19 protein-coding genes are annotated in these 24,422 nt (G+C 60.2%); 11 read left to right on the top strand and 8 right to left on the bottom strand.

Translation table 11 applies throughout. The features are described from left to right. The first annotated feature begins 15 nt into the window (after window positions 1-15). Entirely contained in the window at window positions 16-420 is a 405-nt protein-coding gene (locus VIH17_14015) for a hypothetical protein (GenBank protein ID HEY4684351.1), read from the top strand. A gap of 183 nt (window positions 421-603) precedes the next feature. Here VIH17_14015 and VIH17_14010 read toward each other — a convergent pair whose 3' ends face one another. After that, window positions 604-1,689 (bottom strand): queuosine salvage family protein, encoded by a 1,086-nt coding sequence (locus VIH17_14010; protein HEY4684350.1) that lies wholly within the window; start codon window positions 1,687-1,689, stop codon window positions 604-606. 128 nt (window positions 1,690-1,817) lie between these two features. Here VIH17_14010 and VIH17_14005 point away from each other — a divergent pair, with 128 nt between their 5' ends. The 10 genes from VIH17_14005 to VIH17_13960 all read left to right on the top strand — a co-directional run bounded on the left by VIH17_14005 (window position 1,818) and on the right by VIH17_13960 (window position 15,740). After that, window positions 1,818-2,876: a carbohydrate kinase family protein gene (locus VIH17_14005; GenBank protein ID HEY4684349.1), complete on the top strand. Its 1,059-nt coding sequence runs from the start codon at window positions 1,818-1,820 to the stop codon at window positions 2,874-2,876. 2 nt (window positions 2,877-2,878) lie between these two features. After that, window positions 2,879-3,757, top strand: coding sequence for a BtpA/SgcQ family protein (locus tag VIH17_14000; GenBank protein HEY4684348.1), 879 nt, complete (start codon window positions 2,879-2,881; stop codon window positions 3,755-3,757). Between the two features lie 72 nt (window positions 3,758-3,829). Beyond that, window positions 3,830-4,804, top strand: a complete 975-nt coding sequence (locus VIH17_13995) for a carbohydrate kinase family protein (protein ID HEY4684347.1) — start codon at window positions 3,830-3,832, stop codon at window positions 4,802-4,804. Between the two features lie 550 nt (window positions 4,805-5,354). Beyond that, window positions 5,355-5,804: a hypothetical protein gene (locus tag VIH17_13990; protein HEY4684346.1), complete on the top strand. Its 450-nt coding sequence runs from the start codon at window positions 5,355-5,357 to the stop codon at window positions 5,802-5,804. After that, a complete protein-coding gene (locus VIH17_13985) occupies window positions 5,801-7,084 on the top strand; it encodes a TolC family protein (GenBank protein HEY4684345.1) in 1,284 nt (427 codons plus the stop codon). The genes VIH17_13990 and VIH17_13985 overlap by 4 nt, the downstream gene beginning before the upstream one ends. A gap of 3 nt (window positions 7,085-7,087) precedes the next feature. Further along, a complete protein-coding gene (locus VIH17_13980; protein HEY4684344.1) occupies window positions 7,088-8,314 on the top strand; it encodes an efflux RND transporter periplasmic adaptor subunit in 1,227 nt (408 codons plus the stop codon). Window positions 8,315-8,317: 3 nt separating this feature from the next. After that, complete coding sequence (locus VIH17_13975; GenBank protein ID HEY4684343.1) at window positions 8,318-11,398, top strand: CusA/CzcA family heavy metal efflux RND transporter; 3,081 nt, start codon at window positions 8,318-8,320, stop codon at window positions 11,396-11,398. Window positions 11,399-11,416: 18 nt separating this feature from the next. Beyond that, window positions 11,417-11,761, top strand: a complete 345-nt coding sequence (locus tag VIH17_13970; protein ID HEY4684342.1) for a P-II family nitrogen regulator — start codon at window positions 11,417-11,419, stop codon at window positions 11,759-11,761. Between the two features lie 466 nt (window positions 11,762-12,227). Next, entirely contained in the window at window positions 12,228-14,156 is a 1,929-nt protein-coding gene (locus VIH17_13965) for a cation-translocating P-type ATPase (GenBank protein ID HEY4684341.1), read from the top strand. A 147-nt stretch (window positions 14,157-14,303) separates the two neighbouring features. After that, window positions 14,304-15,740 carry a pyridoxal-phosphate dependent enzyme gene (locus VIH17_13960; GenBank protein HEY4684340.1) on the top strand — a complete coding sequence of 479 codons (1,437 nt, stop codon included), beginning with the start codon at window positions 14,304-14,306 and terminating at the stop codon, window positions 15,738-15,740. Between the two features lie 462 nt (window positions 15,741-16,202). Here the strand turns inward: VIH17_13960 and VIH17_13955 are convergent, their stop codons facing one another. From VIH17_13955 to VIH17_13925, 7 genes are all read right to left on the bottom strand, one after another. Continuing rightward, a complete protein-coding gene (locus tag VIH17_13955; GenBank protein HEY4684339.1) occupies window positions 16,203-18,125 on the bottom strand; it encodes a cytochrome c3 family protein in 1,923 nt (640 codons plus the stop codon). A gap of 1 nt (window position 18,126) precedes the next feature. Next, entirely contained in the window at window positions 18,127-19,164 is a 1,038-nt protein-coding gene (locus VIH17_13950) for a 6-bladed beta-propeller (GenBank protein ID HEY4684338.1), read from the bottom strand. A gap of 77 nt (window positions 19,165-19,241) precedes the next feature. Beyond that, window positions 19,242-21,119: a hypothetical protein gene (locus VIH17_13945; protein HEY4684337.1), complete on the bottom strand. Its 1,878-nt coding sequence runs from the start codon at window positions 21,117-21,119 to the stop codon at window positions 19,242-19,244. Window positions 21,120-21,291: 172 nt separating this feature from the next. Beyond that, a complete protein-coding gene (locus VIH17_13940; protein HEY4684336.1) occupies window positions 21,292-21,990 on the bottom strand; it encodes a hypothetical protein in 699 nt (232 codons plus the stop codon). Between the two features lie 78 nt (window positions 21,991-22,068). Then, on the bottom strand, window positions 22,069-23,166 hold the full coding sequence (locus tag VIH17_13935) for a hypothetical protein (GenBank protein ID HEY4684335.1): 1,098 nt from the start codon (window positions 23,164-23,166) through the stop codon (window positions 22,069-22,071). Next, window positions 23,163-23,924, bottom strand: a complete 762-nt coding sequence (locus tag VIH17_13930) for a cytochrome c3 family protein (protein HEY4684334.1) — start codon at window positions 23,922-23,924, stop codon at window positions 23,163-23,165. Before VIH17_13930 ends, VIH17_13935 begins: the two co-directional genes overlap by 4 nt. A gap of 287 nt (window positions 23,925-24,211) precedes the next feature. Next, window positions 24,212-24,422: hypothetical protein (locus VIH17_13925; protein HEY4684333.1), on the bottom strand; the 211-nt coding region annotated here is incomplete at its 5' end.

Below are 24,422 nucleotides of genomic sequence, written 5' to 3'. Positions count from 1 at the left end.
GTGAGAAGAGGCGCGATGAACGCGAACCGCTTGCTGCTTTCGATCGTCGTTCTTTCGGTCGTCGCCAATGGGTACGACTTTCTGGTTCACAACGTTCTTTTGAAAGCAACCTACCAGGCGCACCAAGACCTGCTGAACGTGCCACAAAGATTGGGCCTGCTCATCTTTGCTGACATCGTCTGGGTTATCCTGTTTTGCTGGTTTTACGCGGCGTTCGCCCGTGGCCGCGGATTCCGGCTTTCGACCGGACTCTGGTTCGGATTTTTCGTCGGGTTGATTGCCGGCTGGATGCCTCAGGTTTACAGCCGCCTGGTGCTGGCCGGTTTCCCGATTGCCTTTTACATTTCCTGGGGGGTTGCCAATCTCGTGCGCAGTCTGCTCCTGGGCGCAGTGATCGGACGCCTCTACCACGAAAGGTAAAAGCCTGACTTCGTTGCCGGCCTGGTGTCGCTCCAGCTAAGTGGGCCTAGGGGAATCTGCGAGACGGTTCCCACGGGCAGAAGTCCGTGGGCTGAACGCGCTTCCTCTCTTTGCTTTTCTGGATGTTCAAACCAACAGCTTCGGCCGCTGGGGAATCTTTCTTCGGCAGAACCTCTGCCTTCGTCAATATGCCGTGGTCACGGTCAGATGGTGAGGCCAGAAGGTGGCGTGAAAGTGGGTCCACAGGCGGCTGTCCACTTGCGGCGTGATGATTTGCCGGTCGGGTGGCCGCCGCCGGTTGATCTCCTGGCGGAGCAGCGTGGTGGCATAGAGCGAGTGGGCCCGAAGTTCGACCTCTTCCGGGCTGTGGCGCGGGATGAGTTGCCGGCGGTTGATCTTCTCCTCAAGCGCCGGAGCGTAGCGAAAAATTCCCATCAAGCGGAGCGCCAGCGGAACAATATAGTCGGCGAAGGCCGTGAGCCGCTCCGGATCCTCAAGCCCAAACAATCCCTTGGCGCTGAGCCGGCCGTGGAGCATGTAGAGCAGGAGCTGGGCCCGCTTGTGAAAGATGACCTGCCTGCCGTCGTAAACGCTCGCGTCGTAGAAGGAAGGAAACTCTCTCACCAGCCGCTCGAGTATGCCCTCGCCCCGGTCGTAGAGCCGGCGCGACCCTTGCCTCAGAAAAGGGTGGAACTGGCCCTGGTATTTCGCCGCCAGCCTGGCGCCCACTTCGCGAAGGATTCCGACCCGCTCGTCGAGCATCGGCATCTCAATGTTGCCGCGAAAAATTTCTTCCAGATCCTTGCGGCTGATCCCAGCAAGAAAATCGCCCTGCAGGATCGGCCGGCCCTCATCGAGCGCGCGGCAGAGGCAGGCCATCATGGCGTCGGCATCCCACCAGATGCGGCCGCGGTAAGACACCTGGAAAACAACATGCCGCTCGAAATCGGTGAAGGCAAAGTTCAGGCTGTTGCCGACAAAAAAGAATGTGCTGGTTCGTTCCGTATCCTCCTCGATCAGGTTCATGCCGCGCCATTCGGGCAGCGGAAGCTCTTCGTACGCCATGTAGTCAGCGTGCTCGGCAATTTTTTCCGGAATGGTTTGCACAAAGCGCGAGGCGGCGATCACGGGCTTGAGACTTTCGAGCACCGGGACACCCTCGGCCCAATCCCCTCCCGCCCCGCCGGGCGAGGATCCTCCGGATTGCCCTGATGCCAGAAGCGCGGGCAAACCTGGCCCGGCCCGTGTCCAAAACTCCCGTCGGCTCATCGCACTCACTTCGGACGCCCGGCAATCCTCTTGAGCGTTCGTCCGGATGTTTCCGTACGGGCGACACCTTAGTCCCGGCTTCGCAGCCATGTCAAGCGGGGCTATAGTAATGTTAGAATTGGCGGGAAATGCCCTCTGCCAACCTCCGCATCCTTGTGCTGGGCGACATCAACCTGGACATTTTCGGGCGAGGGGACGGTATCCTGCGGCGTGGCTGCGACAACCTTTCGCCCGTCCTCGAGTTGCATTGCGGAGGGGTCGGGGCTAATTTAGCCATCGCCCTGAGCCGCTGGGGGATTCCGGTGGAGCTGGCGGGCTGCGTCGGCCGCGACATCTTCGGAGATTATGTGATGAGCCGCCTCGCCTGCTTTCCGATTGACCTTTCTTCCGTGGAGAAGACCAGCCAGGCAGCCACCGGTCTGTTTTTCATCTCGGTCGGTCGAAACGGCGAGCGAACGTTTTTCGGCAGCCGCGGCGCCAATGGTTGGAGCAACCAGCTCCGGGGGAGTCCGCGCCTTCCTGGCCGCACGGCTCTCTTTCTAACGGTGGGTTACTCGTTTCTTGCCTTCCGGTCAAGGAAGCGGGCGCAGCGGATGATGGATGGGTTGCGCCGCAAAAAGGTACCGATTGCGCTCGACGTGGGTGAAGCCGCTTCACACCGCCCTGAGGTTTTGCGAGCGGCGCTGCCTAAGGTTAATATTCTGTTTTCGACGGAGAAGGAAGCTAGTGCCTTGACCGGCACGCGAAGGCCGGAAGAAGCCGCGAGAAAACTTCTTCGCCGCGGCCCTCACATCGTTGTCCTGAAGCTGGGCGCGAAGGGTTGCCGCGTGATCCGCCGCCAGGACGTACTCCGAGTCCCTGCCTGCCGCGTGGACGCCGTGGACACGACCGGCTGCGGCGACGCTTTTGACGCCGCTTTCATGCAGGCGATGCTGCGGGGTTGTTCGCTCGAGGAAGCGGGACTGCTGGCGAATGCTTGCGGCGCGGCAGCCGCCCGGGTGTTGGGGGCGGGGGAACGCCTGCCGGGACCGAGGGAAACCTGGAAGATTCTCGAGCGGGCTCGCTTCCGTCCGCCGTGGGAGGCGACGCGGCGAAGCCTTTTGAAATGGATCAAGACTCTCGATGGTGGTCGCCACGTAGGGGCGAACGGCCGTTCGCCCCTGCAACCATCCGAAGATGAGAGGTAACCATGAAAGACCGGCCCGCATGGAAGCAAGCGATGGAGAGCCACCGGTTGGAGCGACTGGAGGATTTGTTTGGCGTCAGCAAGCCGGTGATTGGAATGGTGCATCTCTGGCCGCTCCCGGGTTCGCCCGGCTATCGCGGCTATGGGATGAACAAGATCATTGAGGAAGCGTTGCGCGATGCCGATGCGCTGGTGCGGGGTGGCGTGGACGGATTGATCGTCGAGAACATGTGGGACTTGCCGTACTACGTCGGCAACGAGGTTCGCCCGGAGGCGATGACGGCGCAGGCGGTGGCTGCCCATGAGGTGATCAAGCGCTTCGACCGCCCGACCGGCATCAACGTGATTCACAACGGCGGGGTCGTCTGCCTTTCCATTGCAGTTGCAGCCGGGGCGAAATTCATTCGTGTCTGCATCCTGACCGGCTCTCGCCTGTGGGATACCGGCGAACTGGATCAAGGTTGCGGCGCGGATTTGATGCGCAAGCGCAAGGAGCTCGACGCCGAACACATCAAGATTTTTGCCGACGTGGACAAGAAACATTCCGTCGCCTTCCCCGGCCTCGACTTGGCCACGCACATCGAGTGGTGCGAGTTCTACGGGGCGGATGCCCTGATTGTGACCGGCAAGATGACCGGCTCGGCGCCCGAGGTGGAAAAGGTGAGAGAAGCTCGCCGGCATGCCTTCCGGCCGCTCCTGGTCGGCAGCGGCGCCACCGACCGCACCATCGGCGACTTCTTGCAGTATGCCGATGGCGTGATCGTCGGGTCGAGCCTCAAAAAAGATGGCGTCATGGAAAACCCGGTGGATGTGGAGCGGGTGCGCAAGTTTTTGAACGCGGTGCGGGCCGTCCGGGAAGGCGCCAGGGTGATCTCCGCCTGATCCCTGGATGGTTTTCCTTTTTCTCCCCATTTTCTGTCAAGCAAGTTGACCCGGTTGCCGGAGGCGAGGGCCATGGCTGCCGTGGATTCGGCAGGCTCACCACAGGTCGAGGTGGTGGGGATTGGTAGCTGCACGGTGGACTACTTTGCTCTCGTCCCCAAGCTCATCCACGCCGAAGAAAAAATCAACGTGGAAAGCGTGGAAGTGCACGCCGGCGGCGTAACGGCAAACAATCTGACGCAGGTCGCCCGGCTGGAAGCCCGGGCGGGCTGGTTTGGCCTGATCGGCGACGACGAGAACGGGCGCATCATCCGAGAAGCATTCGAGCGCGACGGGATGGACGTCCAGGGCGTGGTTGAGGTAAAAGGCGCCCGGTCATCCTTTACCTGGATCCCGGTGGATCGGAAGGGTGAGCGCTCGATCTATATGTTTCCGAACGTCACCGCGACTGTGACTCCCCAGCAGGTGCGCGAGCGCTTTGGGAGCTACATTCGCCGGGCAAAACACCTTCATAGCGAGGCATCCCAACTCCCGCTCGCGCCGATCCTGGAGGCCATGACGATCGCCCGCTCCGCCGGCGTCAAAAATCTTTTTGATCTGGACGTGGATCCAACCTACTTTGTCCGCGACGCCAGGCTCGGAACGGAGGCGGAGTTGATCGAAGCCCTCAAGCTGGCGGACGTGCTGAAGCCCTGCAAGCCAGCGGCTCGGGAGCTGACGGGCATGCGCGACCCGGAACTGATGGCGAGGAAGCTGCTGGCCTTTGGGCCGAAGCGCGTCGCGATTACGTTGGGCCAAGACGGGTGCCTGCTGGCCGAGGGCGAGCGGGTTGCTCACGCCCCGTCCTATCGCGTCCCGGTAGTGGACACCACCGGTGCCGGTGACGCTTTCATGGGTGGGCTTTCCTTTGCCACCTTGCAGGGCTGGGACCTGGAACGATGCGGAAGGTTTGCCAATGCCTGCGCCGCGCTCTGCTGCACCCGTGTGGGCGCGCGGGCCATGGCCAAACGGGCTGAAGTGGAAGAGCTGATGAAACAGGCCAATTGATCCTGCCCGCGGGCTAACTCTCGCCGCGGATTTTCACTGCTGCAAGGCAACTTCGCTAGGGAATACGATGCACTCTTCTTCTGCCAGCGTCCGAATTGGTGGACTGAGGCACGCTTTTCCAGTATGCTAAATATGTTTATGTTGCGAAGTGGCTGGCAAAAATATGCGGCTTGCGTCCTACTACTATGGACAATGGTCGATATTTCGATGCCGATGGTTTGCCGCAGTGAAGGTTTGGTAGTGTCGGGTATCCAGTCTGTATTCGTGACAAAATCTCCCGCATCCGGCGACAGACATCCCTCTAGATTCAACTACGAAGATGATTGCTTTTGCTGCTGTGCCCACATCATCCCCAGTCCGCACTTTGTATTCACCGCTGTTCTTCTGGAAGTTCCTGTCGGCCCAAATGCCGCATATGGTCAATCCCACGGGCTAGACGAGTCGATCTATCATCCTCCTCGTAGCTAACCCAACCGTCTGCCGAGTACGTTCCCTGTCCCGCTAGCCCATTCAGGCTGCCTAGCTGGCGATTCACTATGTTGGGTTGGCTATGGTTCGAAGCAAAGAAGAGGTTCGCACGTTCTACAAGCGATGGGGTGCTCCGGTTTTGACCTTCTGGCGCCTTTTTCTGGGTGACGAAGCACAGGCCGAGGAAGCCACGGCTGAAGCCTTTTTGGTCTATCTGCGAGGCGATCATGCTCTCGAACAGAACCATGCACTTATCCTTCTTCTCCGCTTCGCAGTGGATACCGCCCAGGACAGAGCCTCCCCGTCAGTTTCGCGAAAACCGGATGACCAGACCCTGAAAAGTGCGGTCCTGTTGCTGCCCTGCGAGCAACGCGCCGTCTTCATCCTGCGAAACGTGCTCCGGATGGACGCAGCCTCAGTTGCGATTGCCACCGGACTGCCATGTGAACAACTACGCGAACTATGGCTCCGATCGTTGCTGGCTGTCCGCGAGCTTTTGCCAAAAGACTTTTTCAAGGAGCGTACTCGATGATTTCAACTTCGGTGAGAACCGAGGCAACACTTCTCGCTTGCCTACTGGTCTTGATGTTCCCCGTCCGTTTGCCAGGACAGGAGCCGCCAGCCGCGCCCCAAGTCCCGACGCGGCTGACCCTTGAGCTGGCAACGGAAATTCTTTTGGCGCGCAACCCGACGATTCTGCGGGAGCGGCAAAGTGTGGTCGTGGCGCGTGCGGGCGTCGTGGAGGCTCGCCTTCGGCCCAACCCGGCGTTCGACCTGTCTTCGGAGAGCTATCCGCTGTTTGAATCCAATCCCGGGCCTTTCTTCCAGCGCAATGAGTTCATCGTGCGCGTGGGCCAGCCGATCGAGACCGCTGGAAAGCGACGCAAGCGGACGCAAGTGGCCGAGCAAGATGTGGCTGTGTCGCAGTCTCTTTTGCAGGACACCGTGCGGCAACTCAAGCTCGATGTGAGGGTGCGCTACTACCGGGTTGTCCTGGCCAAGGCGGAATATGAGCTGGCCCGCGACATTCTCAAACAGTTCGACGAGATCATTCGCCTAAACCAACTTCGCTACCAGCAGGGGGAGGTATCGGGTTTGGACTTGGCCCGCGTGGAGACCGAGCGATTGCGCTTCTTCAATGACGTAGTTGGCGCTGAACTCCAGTTGCAGAACGCAAAAACAGCACTGCTCGAACTCCTGGGAGCCACGGATATGAGCGCACAGTTCGACGTCGCAGAAACATTGGCTTTCCGTCCGCTCGCGGCCGGTCTGGAGACGCTCGAAGAGGAGGCCTTGGCAGCCCGGGCGGATTTGCGGGCGCGCCGCGAGCTTGTCGAACGCGAACGGCGCCAGGTCACATTCGAGAAAGGCGTGGCGGTGCCTAACCTTACTCCGTTCTTCGGTTACAAGCGCAATGTTGTGGAAAATACCGTGACCTTCGGTGTCAACATCGGGTTGCCCTTCTTCAACCGCAACCAGGGTGGGATCGCCCGCGCTGCTGCTCGTGTGGAACAGGCGGGCTACGAACAGCAACGGATCGAGCTGACGGTGCGGCGCGAGGTGCGCCAAGCCTACCAAATAGTTCAGGCCGAGGAACGCCGGGTGCGCGCCCTCGAAAGTATCTATGTGACCAAGGCCCGCCAAGCCCGCGACATCGCTCAGGCCGCCTACCGGTTGGGCGCGCTGGATCTGATCGCTTTCCTCGATGCTGAACGCGCCTACCGCGAAACGCTGCGCGGTTACAACCAGGCCCTGTACGACCATCAGATCGCGACTTTTCTCGTCCAAGCAGCCGTAGGAAAGGAGCTCTAGAAGGTGACCAGACGGAATTTAATTCTTGCGATCGTCTTTGTGATAGGTGTCGCTGTTCTGCTTGTTTTCATACGCGGCAAACCAAAAACGCCCGCCGCGCAGACTACAGCCGTTGATCCGAACGTGGTTGAGCTTAGCCTGGAGGCGCAGCGAAACGCCAACCTGCAGATCGTCGAGGTTACCGAACAGCCGCTCGAACGCGCCTTGGTGGCCACCGGCGTCGTGGCTGCCGACCAGAACCGTGAGGCGCACTTGCGGCCGCTAGCACGAGGCGTGGCGGAACAGGTACTGGTGAAACTTGGAGACCGCGTCGAGCGCGGGGCTCACTTGCTGGCCTACGACAACATCGAGCTGGGTGAGCTAATCGGCGAATACCTGAGCCTGCGCGCCGAAGTTGAACGGCAACAAGCACAGGCGGATGTGGCCCGGCGGTTCATGGAGCGCGGGGCCGCTCTGCTGAAGGTGGAGGCCATCGCGCAGAAAGAGTATGAGTTGCGCGAGGCGGAGTACAAGCAGGCCGTTGCCGCCGTCAAGAGCAAAAAGGCCGAATTGGCCCGCGTGGAAGAGAAACTCCACCGGCTGGGCCTGAGCGACGCAGATTTGCAAAAACTCGGCGGCTCGGAGCACGGTGCTCACCGCACCGGTTCGCACAATGTCTTGCGAGCTCCATTTGCCGGGGTCATTACGAAATATGACGCCGCACCGGGCGAGGTGCTGGAACCCGATCGGGAAATCTTCACGCTGGTTGACACCTCGGTTGTCTGGGTGCTTGCCGACATCTACGAGAAAGACCTTGGGCAGGTGCAGGTGGGGCAAACCGCGCGGGTGAAGGTGCCTGCCTATCCCGATGAAATCTTCACCGGAAAGATCACCTACGTCAGCGACGTCCTGGATCCGGCTTCCCGCACGGCCAAGCTCAGGTGTGTTGTGCCCAACGGCGACAGCCGCCTCAAGCTGGAGATGTTTGCCACGGTGGAAATACCGCTACCGGTGAAGCGCAGCGCCATCGCCGTACCGGGTGCCGCCGTACAGGTGGTAGGCAACCAACAGGTGGCGTTTGTGCAGAGGGACGCTACCCATTTTGAAAAGCGCGTGGTCGAGGTCGGCGAACGCTCCGGGGACTGGATCGAAATCCGGAGCGGGCTGCGCGCGGGCGAGCAAGTGGTCACCATTGGTGCCTTCTACGTCAAGTCGGCTTTGCTCAAAGAACAAATCAGCGGGGAGGAGTAAGCCGTGCACCGACTGATTGATCTGTGTCTCCGCTATCGTTTTCTCGTATTGGCACTCACGCTGATGGTGGGGGTGGCAGGAATCGCAGCCCTCCGGTCTTTGACGATTGACGCAGTGCCAGACATCACGCCGGTCCAGGTGCAAGTCCTGACGCGGAGTCCCGCACTGGGACCGGTCGAGGTGGAAAAGTACGTGACGTTCCCCATCGAGGCTGCGATGACGGGCATCCCTGGTGTGCACGAGATCCGTTCCGTCTCCCGCTACGGCCTGTCGGCGGTGACGGTGATCTTCGAAGATGACATCAACCTGTACCTCGCCCGCCAGCTCGTTAACGAGCGGTTGAGTGCGGCCATCGAGAATATTCCCCCGGAACTCGGGCGACCTCAGATGGGCCCAATGACCACGGGTCTGGGTGAGGTGTACCACTTCACCGTCGAGGGCGAGGGGTATACGCCTACGCAGTTGCGCACCATTCTAGACTGGGACATCGCCTTCCGCCTGCGTGCCGTGCCCGGCGTGGTGGAGGTCAACGCATGGGGTGGGCTGGCCAAGCAGCACCACGTCGTGGTGGATCCGTCCAAACTAATTGCCTACGGGGTGACGCTGCGGGATGTCTTCGAGGCTTTGCGGCGCAACAACGCCAATGTGGGCGGCGGATATATCGAACACAACCAAGAACAATACATCATCCGAGGTGAAGCGCTGGTCGCTTCGATGCGCGACCTGGAAAACATCGTCGTCGCCACGCGCAGCGAAGGCGTCCCGATCTACGTTCGCAACATCGCCGAAGTGCGCGAAGGCGCGATGCTGCGCATCGGTGCCGCCACGGCCAATGCGCGCGGCGAGACCGTGATCGGCATGGTTCAGATGCTTGCCGGGGCAAACGCCAGCCAAGTGGTGGAGGACGTTAAGAAGAAGATCGCCGAAATCCAGGTTTCTCTGCCGCCCGGCGTGCGCATTGTGCCCTTCTATGATCGCGCCGATTTTGTCAGCCGTGTGATCCGCACAGTCCGAAACAACCTGCTGGAAGGCGGCCTACTTGTCGTGGCGATCCTGCTTGTGTTGCTGGGGAATCTACGTGGCGGCCTCATTGTTGCCTCCGCGATCCCTCTTTCGATGCTCATCGCCTTTACCGGAATGGTGCAGGCGGGCATCAGCGGCAACCTGATGAGCTTAGGGGCGATTGACTTCGGGCTGATCGTGGATGGCTCAGTGGTGATGATCGAAAACATCGCCCGGCGCTTGCGGGGAGCTGGCAAGATGCGCGGGGCTCCACGACTCACTGTGATCTCCGAGGCGGCTCGCGAAGTGGTGCGCCCCGTCGTCTTTGCCGTGGGGATTATCATCCTGGTATACGTTCCGATCCTCTTGCTGACGGGAATTGAAGGCAAGATGTTCCGCCCCATGGCCATCACCGTGATCTTCGCCCTGGTAGGTTCGCTTATTCTAGCGGTGACGTTGATGCCGGTGCTGGCCTCCCTTTTCCTACGGGAAGAACACGAACGGGAGCCCTGGCTGATGCGCCGCCTCCGGGCCGTCTATGAGCCGGCGCTCGCCTGGGCGATGCGCCACACGCGGCAAGTCGTGCTGATCTCCGCGGCCGTGTTTGCTGTAAGCGTCGTGCTCTTCTTCTTTATGGGTACAGAGTTCGTGCCTCGGCTCGACGAAGGGGACATTGCTATCCAGGCCTGGCGGCTGCCCAGCATCTCGTTACAGGAGTCTATCCACTCCAGCCTAGAAATCGAGCGCGTGCTGCGCCGTTTCCCTGAAGTCAAGACTATAGTTTCGCGCACCGGCAGTCCTGAAATCGCCACCGACGTAATGGGGATCGAGCTGTCGGACATTTTCGTTATCCTCAAACCGCGCTCGGAATGGAAAACCGCCAGAACCAAAGAGGAACTGATCGCCAAGATGAACGCTGCCCTGCAGACTGAAGTGCCGGGCGTGGGATTCTCCTACACGCAGCCGATTGAGATGCGTTTCAATGAACTGATTGCCGGGGTGCGTTCGGACGTAGCGGTCAAAATCTTTGGCGACGACCTGAACGCGCTGGGGGAAAAGGGCAATCAGGTCGCCCGGGTGCTCAGTACGATCCGCGGTGCCGAAGACGTGCGCGTCGAGCAGGTTGCCGGGCTGCCGATGATCCGCATCACCGTGGACCGGGCACGGCTGGCGCGCTACGGTCTGAACGCGGCCGACGTGCTCGACACCGTCGAGGCCACCCGAGTCGGAAAGGTTGTGGGGACCATCTTCGAAGGACAGCGCCGGTTTGACCTCGTCGTGCGGTTGCCCGAAGCCGCAATCGCGAATCCAGAACTCCTCGCCAGCTTGCCCGTGGCCAACGACGAGCGCCGGTATGTGCCTCTGGCGCAGGTGGCCGATGTACGCCTCGACACAGGGCCGGCGCAGGTTAGTCGGCAAAACGTCCAGCGGCGGCTGGTCGTGGAGTGCAACGTGCGCGGGCGCGACCTCGGCGGCTTCGTCGAGGAAGCCCAGCAGAAAGTCAGCCGGTCAGTAAAGTTGCCGGCTAGTTACTACATCGAGTGGGGTGGGCAGTTCGAGCAGCTCCAGGAAGCGCGGCGTCGCCTGGCCGTGGCGGTGCCGTTGACGCTGCTGGTGATTTTCCTGCTGCTCTATGTCGCCCTCGGAGGGTTGCGGCCGGCCTTGCTTATCTTCTTAAATGTCCCTCTTGCTGTGACCGGTGGCGTGTTCGCGCTGGCGGTGCGTGGATTGCCGTTCAGCATTTCGGCTGCGGTCGGATTCATCGCCCTATTCGGCATTGCGGTGCTGAACGGCGTTGTTCTTGTCTCGTACATCAAACAGCTTCGGCAAGAAGGTCGCTCGCTTGAGGATGCCGTTTTGGAAGGAGCAAGAACGCGCCTGCGTCCCGTTCTGATGACCGCAATGGTGGCTGGCTTCGGATTTGTCCCGATGGCTGTTGCCACCACTATGGGCGCCGAGGTCCAGCGCCCACTCGCTACCGTGGTGATCGGTGGCCTAATCACTTCGACTCTGCTCACGCTCTTCGTGCTGCCGGCCATTTACCGTTGGTTTGAGGAGGAACGCGCCGAGGTCGAAATTTAGTCAGGAGGTCTTGCCCCCATGAAAGAGATCAAAGCCATCATTCAGCCGTTCATGCTTTCGAAAGTGGTCAATGCCTTGAAGGACCTGAAAAGCCTACCGGGCGTGACCGTTGACACTTCGGTCCGCGGATTCGGCAAAGGACGCGCTGCGGACGCTCCTGCGCGCATCGTTGAGGATCTTGTTGAGTACGTTCCGAAGGTGAAGCTTGAGATTGTTGTTCCAGATGGTCTGGTGGAAACCGTGGTGGCTGTGATTCAAAAGAACGCCCACACTGGCAACGCCGGAGACGGAAAGATCTTTGTGTACAACGTCGAAGAGGTGATCAAGATACGCACCGGCGAACGGGGTGAAGGAGCGATCTAGGCGAGGCGGAAGTTTCGCGATTGGCATAGAGACCATGACCTCATCCGAGGGTGTGCCTTGGCCTCAAAAAATCCTGTTTGCTTTCTCTCATCGTATCAGCGTAGTATGATATAAGTTATGACTGATATGTCATATCCGAAGAATTCGCCAAGGGAGCTGCGGGCCAAACTGTTCCGTGGCTTTGCCGACCCCTCCCGGCTGTCGGTCCTCGAAGCCCTTCTCGAGACTCCGCAATCTGTCTCCGCTATTGTCGAAAGTACCGGGCTCTCACAACCAAACGTCTCCAACCATCTCGCTTGTCTCAAGGATTGCGGGCTGGTGGTGGGGGAGGAACGGGGTCGGTTCTCCTATTACCGGTTGGCTGACACGCGCGTCAAACGTCTGCTGCGAGATGCGCAGTCAATCCTAGGGAACGTAGCCAAGAGGATTGAGGCCTGTCCCCGTTACGAGGCTGGAACGATCAGAGATGGCAAGCGAACAAGAGCGAGGCCAGAGGTGCGGATGCGAAGGGGTTGAGCGGAATCCTCGCACCGAGGCCCTGCGACGGTTCCGGTTCGGCAGTCTGGGCTTGGTGTTCCTTTCCGTCGTGGCCCTTCTGCTCCTGGTAAGCATCGTCGGCGAGCGCTTCGGGGTTTTGGAAGGGTTTGTGGCCCGGGTGCCATGGTGGCTTGCCGTGGCCCTGGTTGGCCTGGGCGGCTATCCCATCTTTCGCGGGCTCTATCTTAACCTTCGCCATCGCCGCATCACCGCGCATGCCATCATGACGATCGGGATGGTTGCCGCGCTGGCGGCGCGAGAATACCCGACCGCGATTATCATCGTGTTCTTCATGCGGGCGGGTGAGTTCCTGGAGAGTTTTACGATAAGAAAATCGCGCGACGCAATCAAGAAACTGATTGCGCAGGCGCCCCGGACGGCGCGGGTCAAGCGGGATGGCGCCGAAAGGGAAGTAGCCATTGAGGAACTCCAGGTGAACGATAGGGTGCTCATCCGGCCGGGTGAAAAGATTCCGGTGGATGGCCAAGTTCTGGCTGGCACCTCGTCGGTGAATCAGGCGCCGATCACGGGCGAATCCTTGCCGGTGCCGAAAAGCCCGGGTGATAGCGTCTTTGCCGCCACCGTCAATGGAGCGGGAGTCCTTGAGGTCACGACTACCAAGGTGGGCCGCGATACCACTTATGGCCGGATCATCCGGCTGGTTGAGGAAGCAGAGGCTTCCAAAGCTCCGGTGCAAAGGTTTGCCGACAAGTTCTCAGCGTATTTTGTCCCCTTGGTGCTGGGAGCGGCGGCCTTGACGTATCTCACCACCGGCCAGGTGATGAACGCGGTGGCGGTGCTGGTGGTGGCGTGCGCGTGCGCCATCGCGATTGCCACTCCGATGGCCGTCTCCGCGGCAGTGGGAAGTGGCGCGAGGTCGGGAATCCTGATTAAAGGCGGGGCGTATCTGGAGTTGCTGGCCAAGGTGGACACCCTGGTGGTGGATAAGACGGGCACGCTCACTTTTGGCCGCCCGGAAGTTGTGCAGGTGATCCCTTTCGGCAACCGGAATGAAAAAGAAGTCTTGGAGCTGGCGGCGGCTTTAGAACGCTATTCGGAGCATCCCCTGGCGGGAGCGGTGGTTCGCGCGGCGGGAGGAAACGGTGCTGGCCCGGTGGAAGATTTGCGGGTAGTCGCCGGTAAAGGCATCGGAGGGAACGTCAATGGCTCCCGCGTGGCCGTGGGTAGTCTGCGCTATATGGAAGAAGCGGGCTTGACGATGCCTCCGGAAATGTTGACCTGCGCCGAATCGGCCGAGACAGAAGGTCAAACTTCGATTGTCGTGGCCATAGACGGGCAAGCGGTCGGACTCATTACGGCGGCGGATACCTTGCGCCCGGGGGTGGGCAGAGTTTTCGATGAAGTGCGAAGGATGGGCATCAAGCGGATTATGATGCTGACCGGAGACAATGAACGGGTAGCGCGTGCCATCGCGAACCAACTGGGAATCGAGTACAAGGCAGAGTTGCTGCCCGAAGACAAGATCGCGATCGTGCGTCAACTTCGAAGCGAGGGCGCGAGGGTGGCGATGGTCGGCGATGGCATTAACGACGCGCCGGCCCTCGCTGCCGCCGACGTGGGAATCGCCATGGGAGCGGCGGGAACGGATGTCGCCATCGAAGCGGCTGACATCGCCTTGATGACCGATGATTGGAAGCAGATTCCCGCTGCCATTCGGCTGGCGCGGCGAACGTTCGGCGCCATTAAGCAAAACCTTCTCTTCACGGCGATCTACAACGCTGTAGGAATCGCCCTGGCCTGGGCCGGTGTGATTCCGCCGGTAGTGGCTGCTGCCGCCCAATCCTTTCCCGATGTGGCCATTTTGTTGAATTCTTCCCGGCTTTTGCGGCGCACGTGATTGCGTCCGCTTTGCCTTTCCCATTCCCAGCGTGGGGAGACCCTTTTGCCTTCCTGTGCCTGCGTGTTATAAAGAGAGTTTTGAAGCCGGTCAGCGGGCCTTTCTGTCACCCGGATGTAGAAGAGAGAGCCCGGGGCTCGCGACACCTTGAAGCTTTTGGTTCACGGCGGTGCGTTTTCCGCCGGCACCGAGGAGTTGGATGCCATGCGTTGCGACAACATTCTGCAAGCGATTGGGCGAACGCCGCTCATCCGGCTCAATCGCCTGGGTCGCGACCTGCCGCCCCCAATCTACGTTAAAGCCGACCATCTGAACCCCGGCGCCAGCGTTAAAGACCGGATCGCCATCACCATCGTTGAAGACGCGGAGCGGCGCGGATTGCTGAAGCCCGGCGGCACGATTGTGGAGAATACCTCGGGAAATACCGGCATGGGCTTGGCGATGGTGGCAGCGGTCAAAGGCTACAAAGCGATCTTTACCATTACCGATAAACAGTCCAAGGAAAAGATTGACGCGCTCAAGGCGCTCGGGGCGCAGGTGATCGTTTGCCCGACCGCCGTCGAACCAGAAGACCCCCGCAGTTACTACTCTGTGGCTCGCAAGCTGGCGCAGGAAATCCCCAATGCCTTTTTCGCCAACCAGTACGAGAACCCGATGAACCCCGAGGCCCACTACCGCACCACCGGCCCGGAAATCTGGGAGGACACCGAAGGCAAGATCACGCACTTCGTCGCCGGCATTGGCACTTGCGGCACGATTGTGGGCGTCGGCCGCTTCCTGAAGGAAAAGAACCCCGGCATCCAGATTGTCGGCGCCGATCCCATCGGGTCTGTCTTCTACGAGTACAAAAAGACCGGCAAGCTGGGCAAGCATGATATCTACGTGGTGGAGGGAATCGGGCAGGAGATGATGCCGGCAGTGGCCGACTTCACCGTGATTGACGATGTGATCCAGGTGAGCGACAAAGATTGCTTCAACCTGACGCGGAAACTTGCGCTGCTCGAGGGAATTTTTGCCGGCGGCTCAGCCGGGGCGGCGATCTATGCCGCACTCGAAGTTGCCAGGCGGGGAACGAAAGAGGATCTGATTGTGGCCTTCCTGCCCGACAGCGGCGCGCGCTACCTGAGCAAGGTTTATAACGATGAATGGATGCGCGACAACCAATACCTTGAGCCGGAAGTCCGCCTGACCGCCGAGGAGATCCTCCGCGCCAAACACGGCTCCGGGCCGATGCGAGAGTTGGTGATCGCGCGGCCGCACGAAACCATGCTCGAAGCCTTGCTTCGCATGCAAGAGAACGACATCTCTCAACTGCCGGTCATGGAAAACGGTACCCCCATCGGAGCTGTCTATGAAGATGAAATCCTGCGGCTGGTGATGTCGGGGAAGGATTTGAGAGATCTCATCGTCCGTGAAGTGATGGGCAAATCCTTTCCGGTTGTGCCCCGCAACGCTCGACTCGAAGAGATAACGCGGTGCCTCACGCCCCAAACCCCCGCCGTTTTTGTTGACCTGGGCAGCGGCCGATACGACGTGCTGACCAAGTACGACCTTGTCCACTCCCTCCGTCGGACCCTGGAATAGACCGCGCCTTTGGGTTCTGCGAATTTTCTTGCCAGCGCCAGGGGTGTCGTCCCGAGGCTTCGGGAGGCCGGTGAATCCGATTGGATGCTGCGTTGTCTCTTCCCGATCGAACGGAGGGTCGCTCGCTTGAGGCCCGCCTCAAGACAGCTCCGGCGGGCGATCCCGACTGATGGGGATGTTCGATCCGCTGGGGAGGGTCGAGGGGGTGACCGGAACGAACCGAACTTCCCCGATTCTATCGGGGGACACCCGCCGGAAACTCAATCTTGCTGAGCGAGCACGAGCGCTGGTTTTTTCCTTCTGGCTGTTCTTCTTGGCGCGGCGATAGTCGAGAGGGTTGACTGGCCTATGAGGGTGACATGAGCACTTGCCTCGAAGAGACTCACCCTCCCGGGAGCCTCCTCCATCTCCTGTGTAGCACGTTTGGCTCCGGCTGGCAACCCCTCTCTGGTGATTCCGAAGCTAATCATCGCCGTCTCGCCCGTAAGACTTCGGATCGTGATCCTTCCCATGGCAGCGCAGGTAGCACGTGCCTTGTTGGAAACCGGTGCGACGAAATTCGAGCCTCCCGCTCCTACTAGGCGCGACAATGCTGCGATCGAAGTTGATCAGCATGGAAGCTGACGAGGCGTGCGGGTCATGGCAGGTTGAACAGGCGGTGCCTCCTCCGCCGCGGATATGCTCCTTGTGCTTCTCAAAGCTCTGGTCACGAAGAATGCTGTTTTCGATATCGTGGCACTTGTTGCACAAGGCGTAGTTTGTCGGCGAATAGTCGGCGCCCGAACCGCGCTCACCGGGAACGACCGGTGGCGTCTCCAGCCGGTTCTCGCGCTCGAGCAAGTGCTCCAAGTTAGACCCGTGGGTGCCGGCGGGGCCAGTGAGGGATCCCAAATTGCGGCCGGTGTCATTGTTGTGACAATCGCTGCAGTAGATATAGCTGGTTGCCGTGAGCGTGCGATTGGCCATCGGCGCCCCACCGGGCGTAATCGGCGCCGGGCGCAAGCTGGGCACTTCACTACCCAAACCGGTCGTAAGATTGCGCGGACGAGTGACGGGATGGTAGGACAAACTGAATTCGAACTCCATCCGGGTGTTGAACCGATTTGGGTTGCCGACATCGAACTGCCGCTGAGGATTGCGCCCGTAGCCGATCCCAATGATGCTCGAATCGAAGAGCTGCGGCTTATTGGCACTGTCCGCGTGGCACTTGAAGCAGATTTCAAACTGGTTGGTGCTCAGCGGGAGAAAGGTTCCGGCGGCGGAGTGGCCACGCGTCCCCTGGATCGCTCCGTTCACCCGTGGGGGTTGAGCGGCTGTGCTGTTTGCGAAGTGGGGGTTGTGGCAATCGGCGCATTCAGCGTGGCGTGGCGCGCCGGAGCTCGTCTCCGGGAGCGGCGATGAGGCGGCCGACGGACTTTCAGCCGCATCGTGTACCGAAGGGGTCAGGTTCACCGGATGCTTATAGAGCTTGCCCTGGAATTCTCCTCGAACGTCCCGACTCCGTTCTGCCACCGAACCGTCGTGGCAGGCGTAGCAGGTGTTTTCCTCCAAGAACTTCACCAGGCGTTGTTCCATCTGGGGTGCGTGCGGGCGGTGGCAGCTTTCGCAAGCATTCTGGCTGACGCCGACGTAGCCTGTGTGGGCGCCTTGCTGGATGGTATAGCGCTGGTCGGCGAGCGGGTCGGGTGGAACGCGGTGCGAGGAGTTCGCCCAGCCAGCTTTCTGGTGGCAGGTCTGGCAAATGGCTGAAGCTTGGTTCGCCTTCACCAAAAATTTCCCGACGGTCGGGTCGAGATACTCTTGGTGCGGTTCGTGGCAAGTGGTGCATTGCAAGCGGCCGCTGCGGTCGAGCTGCACTGCGTCGCCGCCTGGCGGATTGCGGATTTCGCTGCCAGGCAGAGGGTTGAAGGCAAAGGGATGGTCGTCGGTCAAACCACGCTGGCCCGCCAGGTTTGAGGGCGACGTCGCGGGCAGTGTATAGGCGCTGCCCTGCAAGAAGGGAATTAGACCTTTGCTCATCGTGTCGCCCAGAGCGATAGTGCCGTCGTGACAGCTCAGGCAAAGTTTGGAAGCATCTTCCGGCCGCATAGGCGCAACGTTTGCCTGGAGTGTGCTGCTCCGGTAGGTAGGGGGCTGGGTGGTGGAGAGCGTGTGATTCCACAAGTAAGCGCTCGGGTTGGCATTGTGGGGCGTGTGGCAGAAGATGCAGGCATCGTCTTCGGAAACCGAACGGAGAGTGGCGGTCGAGCTGGCGCGAAAGTCATGCTTGGAATTCACAATCGCGCGCTTGGTGCCCGTCTGAGCCGCAAGCAGGCTGCTGCCCCAGGCAACCAGAAGCAGGAGGGCGAGCAACCTCGCCTCTGACCTCGGCCGGGTGCGTCGCATCTCAGTGCCCTCCCGAGGGAGCGCTCGCACCGCTTGGGGTCAGAGGGGCGCCCTCGGCCCGGTAACGGAAAATCTGCACTCGGCGGTTGTAGCTATCCGCGACGTAAATGCGGTTCTCGCGGTCAACCGTGATGCCGGTGGGCAGGAAGAATTCGCCGGGACCACTGCCCGTAACGCCGAAGACGAAGCGAAGGCCGCCGGAGGAATCAAACACCTGCACGCGGTCGTTTCGCCCTTCGACTACATACACCTGACCGTGCTCGTCAAGCGCGATGCCCTTGGCTTTGTCGAATTCGCCTGCTCCGTCACCGAGCCGACCAAAGGCAGCAAGGAAATTTCCCTGCTCATCGAGATGTTGCACGCGGAAGTTCAGCGAGTCAGTGACCCAGAGCGAGCCATCTCGGTCCACGGCGATGTGCGTGGGATAGTTGAACTCACCCGGGCCGCCGCCGGGTTGGCCGATGCGGCGAAGCACCTTGCCATCAAGCGTCAGCGCTACCACGTACATTGCCACCGTGTCCACCACGTACAGGCGACTCCGCTGGGAATCCACGGCAAGTCCTGTAGCGCGCTTGAAAATGCTTTCCTGCTTTCCCAATCCGCCCACCGTGCGAAGGAACTTCCCGTCCCGCCTGAAAACAAAGATGCGCGAATGCACCGCGTCAGAAACGTAGATGCGACCCTCGGCATCAGTAGCCACGGCGATCGGAGCAGCCAGCGGTTCTGAACGCGGCCCTTCCAGGCGCCCGTAGCGCCGCTTGGCCGCGTCAAAGATGTGCACGACCCTGGCCTTGGTGTCAGCCACTAGCAGCCTGCCCTGGCGGTCGACGCACACACCATGCGGCAGCAGCAAGTTTTTCTGCCGGTCGTCCAGGCCGATGACTGCTTTCAGCAGCCGCTTGAACCAGGAACCTTTTCCGGTGACATCCTTCGCGCTGCGGATTTCTCCGACCCATTCGATGGGCTGGGCGGGCATCGGTCGAGGTGTGGTGCTGGCGTCCTGGCTGCGTAAACTACTGGGCAGTAAAGCGGCCAACATCCAGGACGCAAGCATCAACCAGTACAGGTTCTTATTTGGCTCAGAAATTCTTTGCGAATTGTGTCCCGCCGCTTGCATCAAAAGACCTGGAAGTCGCGCGCCACGCGCAGGAAGTAGCGGTTGATCTTGAGGCCGCTGGGCTGCGGCGGGGCAAGGATTTCCGTGCGGAAGTTGCCGAATCCCGTCTCGAAGGTGAACTTGCCGAGCCGATACCGGGCACGAGCCTCGCTCTGCCGGAAGCGCAACTCGGCGGATGCTAGGAGATTAAACTCGGAGCGCCAATAGCCGCTCAATTCGAGCGAGGAAATCGGCCGGATCGTCAAGCTGACGGCGTTTGCGCGCGTGGTGCGGTCAAGCAGTGGGGTAAAGCCCAATTGGTCGAGCGGAAGGGGAATGGTAATCCGCTGGCGTAACTGGACGAGGCTTGGGAAGAGCGCTCCCGCGCCCTCACCCAGCGTGCGGGTGTAGCTGAACGCGAGGCGAGAGTGGCTCACCTGGCCACTCAAGTTGGTCACGTCCTGCTTCGTATCCCCACTCACGTTCAGCAACTCGATGTACGCGCGGTCGGCACTGAAGAGCACGCGGAAAGGACGCAAACGGGCGGTTTGCAGTTCAAAGCGCACGCGGCGCTCTTCGGTGAAGCCGCCGAGTTGGTCGACCAAGTTGAGCTTCGAATAGCGGGTCGTGCCGGCCAGCCGCAAGCGGCGCACGTCTCCCCAACCCAACCGGACGTCAAAATTGTTTGAGAAGGTGTTCGCTGTGTTGCCCAGGCTAGTGCCCATCAACTGCCAGCGACCGACGTAGCTGCCGCCCAGTTCCAGCCCGCGCCAGCTTTTCTGGTAATTCACTCCGGAGAGTGACTCGGTGAGCGACTCGCGCACTTCAAACTGAGTGATGGGAGGCGTGATGCGGTAATAACGTATTTCTTGGTTGAGATTCACGGACTCCGTCAGCCGATAGTCCACCCGCCCACCGGCGAAATGGGAAACGAAAGAAGGCGGGGCAACGAAGATAATTTGACCGGGCACGCCGGGTAGGCCACCGACCGCGCCTTCTGTCGTCAATCGCACGCGCGTATGCGTGTAGTAATAGCTGGAGGCGAGCTTGGGCGTGTGCTGAACGCGGAGGTTCGTGCTGGTGATGGAATCCGTGGATTGTGTCGAGCCCTGTCCCGGGAGCGAGCCCTTCAGCCACTGGCTCCGGTTATCCACGATTAGTTGGGCTTTCTGGTTCCAAAAAGACCGGCGAATGTTTGCTCCCAGGACGCGCAACGTCTGCTGCAATTCCGTGGGGAGAGCGAAGCCTGCGACCGCATTGGCCACACTCGAGTATTGATCGAAACCAATGCCCCAATCCCAACCCTTCCATTTGTCCTCGGCGCCCACGCGCCAGAGATTCTGGCGATAACTGGTGTCAGTGATGGATGTGGGCACGCGCACCTCCGTTGCAAAGCGGTTATAGCCGAAGCTGAAGCGGGGCAGCTTGGGCAAGCGGAGCGACCAGTCCAAGCCCAGCGAGGAGTTATCCGAGTCTTGGCCGAAGGTGGCCCCTCTCGAATCAAATTGGTTTTTGCGGTAGTAGAACCGGAGGGGAAACGGCCGCTCGGGCAAGAAAACCGTATTGATGCCCCAGCTCAGGATGGTGTGTCGAAAGCTGCCGATGTCCACGCTGTTGGAGCCGCGTTCCCCGGTGAAGTCCACCGTGAAAGGCAGAAGGGCGGGATCCTTTACGAAGCCGCCCAAGGTCAGCCGCAAGTCGCCAGATGCTGTCGAATAATCGGAACTACGAGCCAGCTCGGAAACCGGTATGAGCGGAGTTTGAGTGGTCTTGCTTAGGTTTACGCCGAGCGAGCCCAGCAAGCGCCACCGCTCCGGCTCCTGGGGTTGCGCGGCGACAGGCAGCACGCTGGCGAAGAGCAGTACGCCTAGGGCCCATGTTTCCTTTCTCAGTTTCAAGGCTCACTCCGGCCGGCCTGCACGAGTCGTGCTCAAGCCATGCTTAAACCTACTGCCGGGCGGACACGACTTGTGGTTTGCGGTTGCACGTATTCGTCTGCTGCTTCAGGGGAAGAGGGAGGAGGCGCCGGTAGAAACTCCGTTCGCCTCCCCCGTTCCTCTCAGGCTGTCTTTACAAGTGGCAATAGGTGCAGAACGTCCCGGTCGCCTGCGTCGGGAAAACACGGGCAAAGATTCCCGAGTCGCCGTTGTGCGGGTCGTGGCACGTCGCGCACTGCATCTTGCTGTTGTAAAGCGGAATCTCCCCGGCGGCGTCCACCGACCGGCTGCTGGCTGGCGTCAACAAACCGCCATCGGCGGCAGCCACAGCCGCGTTGTAGGTGAAGTTCACCGGGTGAGTCTTCGACAGATCCCTGATTCTTTCTCCCTGGCCCATGAACGTTGTGTCCTCAGGGATCGGTCCGCTGAAGTCAGCCTTGGTAATGGGTGAATAGAACGAGTTGATCGCCACGGTGCCATCGTGGCAGCTCAAGCAGAGGTTGCTCACGGTCATGCCGCTTCCGCCAGAGGTGCCCAGATCGGTGACGTCCGTCGCGTTCAAGCTATCGCTCTGGTAAACGCCATACGAGGCCACGCTGGACAGCCTATGGTTCCACAGCAGATAGCCAGGACCCGTCGGAGCATCGCCCGTTTTGTGGGCCACGTGGCAGTAGCTGCAAGCAGTGAAACTGGCCGAATTGAATACCGACCTCAAGTCGTGATGCTTGTTCGAGCCCGTGACGATCTTCGACTTGGGGGGCTTGGCCAGCACCAGGGTTGTCCCGAGCGCGAGCACCAGGACAACTAGGATGAGTAACTTGAAGGACCTCATAATGCCTCCCTAATTGAAATTGGGCGCTTTAGTTACCTGTTCGAGTCACGTACTAGAGTGATTGCTTGGAGAGTTTTCTCACCTCCTTTGCGCTTGATTTGCGGTGTTTCCCTCCCAGTCCCCTCCCAGAAGCTGAAAGATTTGCACGCGGTGGTTGAGTTGATCGCTTACGTACACCCGGTTGTTTCGATCGATGTAGATTCCCACGGGTAGATTGAAGGCCCCAGGCAGGTTGCCGAAGTTGCCGACGAACATCAGAACTTGGCCATTGCTGTCAAAGATCTGGAAGTTGTTGAAGGCCGCATCCACTACCCAGATGTGTCCTTCGCTGTCGAAGGCCACGCCCTTGGGGCGGACGAAGTGGCCTGGCCGTGTGCCCTGGCTGCCAAAACGGCGCACGAACTTGAAATCGGGCGAGAAGACTTGCACCGAGCAACTACCCGTGTCGGTGACGGCAAAGTAACCTTCGGGATTCACCCCAATACCGACCGGAAAGTTGAACTGGCCGTCCTTTTCGCCGCGGCTTCCCACACGAGTGATGAGCTGCAAGGTGTCGAGGTCGTAAACCAAGACCTGGTGCAGGTGTGAATCGACTACGAACAGCCGCCGCCGGGGCTCATCCAGGGCTAAGAATGTCGGGTTCGTCATCCCGGCATCTCGGCCCACCGTGGCTTGCAGCCGACCCTCGGCATCGAACTTCAAGACCATGTCCAGCAGCGGATCGGAAACGTAAATGTTGTCTTGTTGATCGACGGCCAGGCCGAGAGGACTTTTCAGCAGGATGCTGCGGTCACCTTGCAACCGAACAACCTTGTGCTGCTCCTTGTCGAGAATGAACACTGTTGCCCGCTGCAGTGACGCAATCAGCAGCCGCCCGCGGGAGTCGGTGGCCAGGCCAGCCGGCTTTTCGAAGATCTCGGTTACGTTCGGATCGGGCCTGCCCACCAACCGGTCCACCAGCGAGCGCTTTTTGCGAGGCTCGATGTCAAAGTTGTTGGAGAACATCTCGATGAACCTGACCCGGGGCTTATCGGGCGGAAGCGGCCAGACCAACTCCGGCGGAGGTACCGCTGCGGCCTTCTTTTTCTCCGCTTGGCCAGGCACGGCGAACAGCATGCCCAGGATCAGAGCTGGGGCAAGCGCGAGCCATCGCCGTTTGAAGACTCTCGCGATCATGGTATCCATGGTGTCTGGGGAGTCGTTGCCGGATGGCAACGGTCGCAAACCTCGGCTTCTTTCCATTCCGCGCGCAACAACCTCGGTTGCACGAGCACATGCGGGACGTGACAGCTCAGGCACGAAAGCTTCTCGCCTTTGCGTGAAGGATCGGGCTGATCCCCCACCGGATGCTCGAGGAAGGGATGGCCAATGCGACGGCTGCGGTCGAGAACAAGCTTGGGAATCTTGTTGAATTCCGTTGCCTGCAGAGTTTGCTTCTCGAACAGCGTTACCGTGTCACCCGTGACGTTCCGCTCTCCGTGACACTCCAGGCAGAGCGCGTTGGTGCTGGCGCGGGTCTGCGCGGTGAATTCTGAGCCGTGCGGGTCGTGGCAAGTGATGCAGGCAATCTTGACCGTTAGCGGGTGAATCGGGCTGGCTTCGCTGCCCCGCTTGTCCTCGTGGCAGACAAGGCAGAGTTCATTTCCCTCCGCCAGCAGGCTAACCGTCGTATTCTCACCTTCGGTCTTGATCTCGTGGCACGCAGTGCATCCAACATCCTTGACCGCCGAGTGAACGAACTTGGTCTTGGTCAGAGTGTCATGGCAGGTGAGACAAGTTTCAGAAGAGCCAGCTTCCTTTTCACTGATGGGCGCCGGGTGAGCCTTGGGCTGTTGGCCCCCGGCCTTCATGGGCACAAGCAGAAGCATGGCCAAGTAGGCCAGGAGACGTCCTGCGTGGACGGTTCGAAGAGAGTTGGGGAAGGCAGCCCGCATCGGGGGCTCCAGCGATGCCGCTGTGGTTCTTTAAAGGCGCGGAGGCTTTTCCAGTGCACGATTCCCACCAAGGGAAGCGTTACAGTACTACCAAAAATCTACAACTCTGCCTTTTCTTTTCAATAAGTTGGAGCGGTAGTGCAAGGGCGAGGTACCATGGCCTAGAGGAGTCTGAGGCATTTCCCACAATGCTCGGGGAAATTACGGCCAAGCAGAGAGGTTTTCTGGCTCCAAGAAGCCTAAGGCTTGGCATGGGCATAGTGGGAGCACCACACCCATCGAGGCCCCTAACGCACTGCGAGGATGAGCAGAAGTGCGAAGAGGAGCGAGTGAACCACTTCCGACCAGCCGAGCCGCCGGATGGCAAATCGTTCACCCAGCCGGGCTAGACCATAGCCGGCGCGAAGCAGCGCCGGTGCAAACGCAAAAGGCACCGCCCAGGAGAGCCGGCGGTTTACGGCGAGCGATACCAGGAGGCCGACAAGGAGAAGGTGATAG

The organism is Candidatus Acidiferrales bacterium (assembly GCA_036514995.1).
Classification (GTDB): domain Bacteria; phylum Acidobacteriota; class Terriglobia; order Acidiferrales; family DATBWB01; genus DATBWB01.
The sequence above is the reverse complement of the archived record's forward strand: the minus strand, read 5'-3'. Positions and strand labels throughout refer to the sequence as shown.

What these genes read in the sequence shown, in the direction of transcription:
- VIH17_14015 (HEY4684351.1), top strand. Translation starts at nt 16, where the DNA reads ATGAACGCGAACCGCTTGCTGCTTTCGATCGTCGTTCTTTCGGTCGTC.
- VIH17_14010 (HEY4684350.1), bottom strand. Translation starts at nt 1,689, where the DNA reads ATGAGCCGACGGGAGTTTTGGACACGGGCCGGGCCAGGTTTGCCCGCG.
- VIH17_14005 (HEY4684349.1), top strand. Translation starts at nt 1,818, where the DNA reads ATGCCCTCTGCCAACCTCCGCATCCTTGTGCTGGGCGACATCAACCTG.
- VIH17_14000 (HEY4684348.1), top strand. Translation starts at nt 2,879, where the DNA reads ATGAAAGACCGGCCCGCATGGAAGCAAGCGATGGAGAGCCACCGGTTG.
- VIH17_13995 (HEY4684347.1), top strand. Translation starts at nt 3,830, where the DNA reads ATGGCTGCCGTGGATTCGGCAGGCTCACCACAGGTCGAGGTGGTGGGG.
- VIH17_13990 (HEY4684346.1), top strand. Translation starts at nt 5,355, where the DNA reads ATGGTTCGAAGCAAAGAAGAGGTTCGCACGTTCTACAAGCGATGGGGT.
- VIH17_13985 (HEY4684345.1), top strand. Translation starts at nt 5,801, where the DNA reads ATGATTTCAACTTCGGTGAGAACCGAGGCAACACTTCTCGCTTGCCTA.
- VIH17_13970 (HEY4684342.1), top strand. Translation starts at nt 11,417, where the DNA reads ATGAAAGAGATCAAAGCCATCATTCAGCCGTTCATGCTTTCGAAAGTG.
- VIH17_13965 (HEY4684341.1), top strand. Translation starts at nt 12,228, where the DNA reads ATGGCAAGCGAACAAGAGCGAGGCCAGAGGTGCGGATGCGAAGGGGTT.
- VIH17_13955 (HEY4684339.1), bottom strand. Translation starts at nt 18,125, where the DNA reads ATGCGACGCACCCGGCCGAGGTCAGAGGCGAGGTTGCTCGCCCTCCTG.
- VIH17_13950 (HEY4684338.1), bottom strand. Translation starts at nt 19,164, where the DNA reads ATGTTGGCCGCTTTACTGCCCAGTAGTTTACGCAGCCAGGACGCCAGC.
- VIH17_13940 (HEY4684336.1), bottom strand. Translation starts at nt 21,990, where the DNA reads ATGAGGTCCTTCAAGTTACTCATCCTAGTTGTCCTGGTGCTCGCGCTC.
- VIH17_13935 (HEY4684335.1), bottom strand. Translation starts at nt 23,166, where the DNA reads ATGATCGCGAGAGTCTTCAAACGGCGATGGCTCGCGCTTGCCCCAGCT.
- VIH17_13930 (HEY4684334.1), bottom strand. Translation starts at nt 23,924, where the DNA reads ATGCGGGCTGCCTTCCCCAACTCTCTTCGAACCGTCCACGCAGGACGT.